General features: G+C 70.0%; 1 protein-coding gene. It reads left to right on the top strand.

Annotated elements, in window-relative coordinates; all coding sequences use genetic code 11:
- A partial coding sequence (locus ABT004_RS35620; RefSeq protein ID WP_502966984.1) for a non-ribosomal peptide synthetase occupies nucleotides 1-5,592 on the top strand: 5,592 nt, incomplete at both ends.

Below are 5,592 nucleotides of genomic sequence, written 5' to 3' on the forward strand. Positions count from 1 at the left end.
ACCGAGATCACCGTCTGTGCCTCGATGTCGCAGCCGCTGACACCGGGAGACGCGCCGACGATCGGCACGCCGACTGCCAACACACACCTTTACGTGCTCGACGAGACGCTCACGCCCGTTCCCGCCGGTGTGACAGGCGAGCTGTACGTGGCCGGAGCCGGCGTGGCACGTGGCTACGTCGGCCGTGCGGGGCTGACGGGGGAGCGGTTCGTGGCCTGCCCGTTCGGATCCGCGGGTGAGCGGATGTACCGGACCGGGGACGTGGTGCGGTGGACGGCGGATGGGCAGTTGGTGTTCGTCGGGCGCACCGACGAACAGGTCAAGATTCGCGGCTTCCGCATCGAGCCCGGTGAGATCGAGGCCGTCCTGTCGGCGCACTCGGAGGTGGCGCAGGCCGCGGTGCTGGCACGGGAGGACATCCCCGGTGACAAGCGGCTGGTCGCCTACGTCGTCCCCGCCGACGGTGACACGGAAGCGATCGGCGACGGCATACGGGACTTCGCCGCGTCGCGGTTGCCCGACTACATGGTCCCCGCCGCGTTCGTCACCCTGACCGAGCTGCCACTGACGGTCAACGGCAAGCTCGACCACAAGGCCCTGCCGGCCCCCGCGTACGCCGGTGCGGCTGGGTCCGGGCGGGGACCCTCGACCGCGCAGGAAGAGATCCTGTGCGGGGTGTTCGCCGAGGTACTGGGTCTGGAGTCGGTCGGCGTCGAGGACGGCTTCTTCGACCTGGGCGGCCACTCACTGCTCGCGGTACGGCTGATCTCGCGGATCCGTGTCGTACTCGGCGTGGAGGTCGAGGTCAGGACCTTGTTCGAGGTCCCGACCGTGGCCGGTCTTGCCACCCGCCTGGCCGAAGCGGGGCAGGCACGGACACCGTTGCGGGCGGCGGGGATGCGCCCGGATCGGGTGCCGTTGTCGTTCGCGCAGCAACGGCTGTGGTTCCTGGCCCAGTTGGAGGGGCCGAGCCCGACCTACAACCTCCCCGCGGTCGTCCGGTTGGCGGGCGACGTGGAACCCGCCGCGCTGGGTGCGGCACTGCGGGATGTCATCGGACGGCACGAGTCGCTGCGCACGGTCTTCCCGGCCGTCGACGGTGAGCCGTACCAGCGGATCCTCGACCCGCAGGACCTGGACTGGGAACTCGACGTGCTCCAGGTGGAGCCCGGTCGGCTGGCCGAGGCCGTGGAGCAGGCGACGCGGTATGCGTTCGACTTGTCGGTGGAAGTACCCATCCGGGCATGGCTGTTCGCGTCGGGGAGCGAGCAGGTGCTCGTGGTGGTGGTGCACCACATCGCCGGCGACGGATGGTCGATGGCACCGCTGGGCCGGGACATCTCCGCGGCGTACGCGGCGCGGCTGACGGGGCAGGCCCCTGACTGGGAGCCGCTGCCGGTGCAGTACGCGGACTACGCCTCGTGGCACCGGGAGCTGCTGGGCGAGGAGTCCGACCCCGAAAGCCTCCTGTCGCAGCAGGTGGACCACTGGAGGTCGGCGCTGGCAGGAGCGCCGGAGGAGCTCGCACTGCCTACGGACCGGCCGCGCCCGGCAGTGGCCGGCCACACCGGTCACCAGATGCCTTTGGAGGTGTCGGCGGCGGCGCACCGGCGAGTGGTGGAACTGGCGCGCGCCGAGGGCGTGACGGTGTTCATGGTGCTGCAGGCCGCGCTCGCGGTGACGCTGTCGCGGCTGGGGGCCGGAACGGACATCCCGGTGGGTGCGGCGGTGGCGGGGCGCACCGACGAGGCGCTCGACGATCTCGTCGGATTCTTCGTGAACACGCTGGTGATCCGCACGGACCTGTCGGGAGACCCGGAGTTCCGGCAGATCCTGGGGCGGGTGCGGGAGGCGAACCTGGACGCGCTGGCCCATCAGGACGTGCCGTTCGAACGCCTGGTGGAGGAGCTGGCACCGTCGCGTTCGCTGGCCCGGCACCCGCTGTTCCAGGTGATGCTGACCGTGCAGAACGTCGACCGGGCGACGCTGGTGTTGCCCGGGGCGATCGCCAGTTCCGGAGGATCGGCAGCCGGTGACGTCGCGACAGCGTCGGCGAGGTTCGACCTCGACCTGTCGTTGTCGGAGATGTTCGACGAGCACGGGCGTCCCGCGGGGCTGCGGGGTGCGTTGAACGCGTCGGCGGACCTGTTCCGCGCCGAGACGGCGCAGCGGATGGCCGGCTGGTTCGTCCGGGTGCTGGAGGCGGTCACCGAGACACCGGACGTTCAGGTGCGCATGGTGGAGCTGCTCGCCGACGACGAGCGCGACATGGTGCTCCAGCAGTGGAATGCCACGGCAGAAGCGATGCCGGACCGAAGTGTTCTGGAGCTCTTCCTGCGACGCGTGGAGCTCTCCCCGGACGCGGTGGCCATGGTCGCCGACGGGGCCGCACTCACCTACGCGCAACTGAACGCGAACGTCGACAGGCTCGCGGGCCGACTGCGCGACGTGCACGTGGGCCCGGAGTCAGTGGTGGGGCTCTGCCTGCCACAGGGCGCCCAGATGATCACCGCGATTCTGGCCGTCTGGCGTGCAGGGGCCGCGTATCTGCCGCTTGACGCGCAACTCCCGCTGGAACGCTTGCAGTTCATGCTCACCGATTGCGCCGCGAGGATCGTCCTCGCGGATCGCGAGATCGGTGCGGAGCTGTCGTTCGAGGCGGCGGGTGTGCCGGTGGCGTGGATCGACGAATGGTGGAACGCCCCGGACGCGGAGACGGTGACACCGCCCGTCGTGGATGCCGCCGGGTTGGCGTACGTGATCTATACGTCGGGGTCGTCGGGGGTGCCGAAGGGTGTGGCGGTGACGCATGGGTCGCTGGCCAACTATGTGTCGTCGGTGTCGGGGCGGTTGGGCTGGGATGTGCCGGGGGCGCGGTATGCGCTGTTGCAGGCGCAGGTGACCGACCTGGGTAACACCGTGGTGTTCAGCAGCCTGGTCTCCAGCGGGCAACTGCACGTGCTGGACGCGGAGTTGGTGACGGATCCGGTTGCGGTGTCCGGGTATCTGCGGGAGCAGCGGATTGATGCGATGAAGGTGGTGCCGTCGCATCTGGCGGCGTTGACGGCCGCGGTGGGTGTCGAGGCGTTGCTGCCGGCCGGGTCGGTGGTGCTCGGTGGCGAGGCGGCGCCGGTCGAGTGGACGGCGGAGCTGGTGCGGGCCGCTGCCGCTGGTGATCGGAAGGTGTTCAACCACTACGGGCCGACGGAGACCACGGTCGGGGTGGCGACGGGCGAGCTGACCACGGGCGGTGTGGTTGCCGGAGTGGTGCCGATCGGTACGCCGATCGCCAACACCCGCCTGTTCGTGCTCGATGGGGCGCTGCGGCCGGTGCCGGTGGGGGTGTCCGGGGAGCTGTATGTGGCGGGTGCCGGGCTGGCGCGTGGGTATGTGGGCCGTGCGGGTCTGACCGGCGAGCGGTTCGTGGCCTGCCCCTTCCCGGCCGGTTCCGGGGAGCGCATGTACCGCACCGGCGATCTGGCCAAGTGGACGGTGGATGGGCAGTTGGTGTTCGCCGGTCGGGCGGACGATCAGGTGAAGGTGCGTGGTTTCCGGATCGAGCCCGGTGAGATCGAGGCTGCCCTGTCGGTGCATCCGGGGGTGTCTCAGGTCGCGGTGGTCGCGCGTGAGGACACTCCGGGAGACAAGCGCCTGGTCGCCTACGTGGTACCCGTGGACACCGATGGCGGCGTGGACACCGGTGACCTGCGCGGCTTCGTGGCGGGCCGGCTGCCCGAGCACATGGTCCCGGCCGCGTTCGTCACGCTGGATGCGCTGCCGCTGACCGCCAACGGCAAGCTGGACCGCAAGGCCCTGCCCGCCCCCGACTACACCGCCGGGGCCGGAAGGGCGCCGGCGACCGTGCAGGAAGAGCTCCTGTGCACCGCCTTCGCGCAGGTCCTGGGCCTGGGGTCGGTCGGGGTGGACGACGGCTTCTTCGAGCTCGGTGGCCATTCGCTGCTCGCGGTACGGCTGATCTCGCGGATCCGTGTCGTACTCGGTGTGGAGCTGCCGCTGCGCGCGCTGTTCGAGGCACCTACCGTGGCCGGGTTGGCCGCGCGTATTGCGGGCCTTGGGTCGGAGTCGACACGGCAGCCCTTGCGGGCCGCGGCGACCAGGCCGGAGCGGATTCCGTTGTCGTTCGCGCAGCGGCGGTTGTGGTTCCTGGCCCAGCTGGAGGGATCGAGCCCGACGTACAACTTGCCCACGACGATACGGCTGGGTGGCGACGTGGATGTCGCCGCTCTGGGTGCGGCACTGCGTGATGTGATCGCCCGGCACGAGTCGCTGCGCACGGTGTTCCCGGCGGTGGACGGCGAGCCGTACCAGCGGATCCTCGACCCGCGGAAACTGGACTGGAACCTCGATGTGTCGCGGGTGGCGCCCGAGGACCTGGGCGAGGCGATTGCGCAGGCGGCACGGTACGCCTTCGACCTGGCTGCGGAGTTGCCGATTCGGGCGTGGCTGTTCGAGGCCGGGCCGGATGAGCGGGTGTTGGTCGTAGTGGTGCATCACATCGCCAGCGACGGGTGGTCCCGCGGCCCGTTGGCGCGGGACCTGTCGGTGGCGTATCGGGCGCGGACGCAGGGTGAGGTTCCGGTGTTCGCGGCATTGCCGGTGCAGTACGCGGATTATGCGTTGTGGCAGCGGGAGTTGCTGGGGGAGGAGTCTGACCCGGGTAGCCTGTTGTCGGAGCAAGTCGACTACTGGCGGCAGGAGTTGGCCGGGGCGCCGGAGGAACTGGTGCTGCCTGCGGATCGGGCGCGTCCTGCGGTGGCGAGTCATGTGGGGCGTCGGGTGCCGTTGCGGGTGTCGGCCGAGGTGCATCAGCGGGTGGTGGAGCTGGCGCGTTCCGAGGGCGTGACGGTGTTCATGGTGGCGCAGGCGGCCTTGGCGGTTGCGTTGTCACGGCTTGGTGCGGGGACGGATGTTCCGGTCGGGTCGCCGATCGCTGGCCGCACCGACGAGGCGCTGGACGACCTGGTCGGGTTCTTCGTGAACACGTTGGTGATCCGGACGGATCTGTCGGGGGATCCGGAGTTCCGGCAGGTGCTGGGACGGGTGCGGGAGGCGGGCCTGGGCGCGCTGGCGCATCAGGATGTGCCGTTCGAGCGGCTGGTGGAGGAGCTGGCGCCGGAGCGTTCGTTGTCCAGGCATCCGCTGTTCCAGGTGATGCTCACCGTGCAGAACACGGAGCGCGATGCGGTGCAGCTCACCGGTGTGGACACCGGTGCCGTCAGGCCGGACGGACCCGGGACCGAGTCGGTGGCTCGGTTCGACCTTGACGTGATGCTGGAGGAGGCCTTCGACGAGGAGGGGCGTCCGGCCGGGTTGCGTGGGTCGTTGATCGCGTCGGCGGATCTGTTCGATGTGGGCTCGGCCGAGGTGATGGTCGAGCGGTACGTGCGGGTGCTGGAGTCGGTGACGGCGACGCCTGACGTGCGGTTGCATGCGGTGGATGTGGTGGGTGCCGATGAGCGTGATGTGGTGTTGCGGCAGTGGAATGACACGGCGGTTGCTGTTGATTCGGTGACGTTGGTTGATTTGTTTGAGGAGCGGGTGGTGGCTGCTCCGGGTGCGGTGGCGGTGGTG

This window comes from Streptomyces sp. NPDC002790 (assembly GCF_040295505.1).
In the GTDB taxonomy this organism is placed as follows: domain Bacteria; phylum Actinomycetota; class Actinomycetes; order Streptomycetales; family Streptomycetaceae; genus Streptomyces.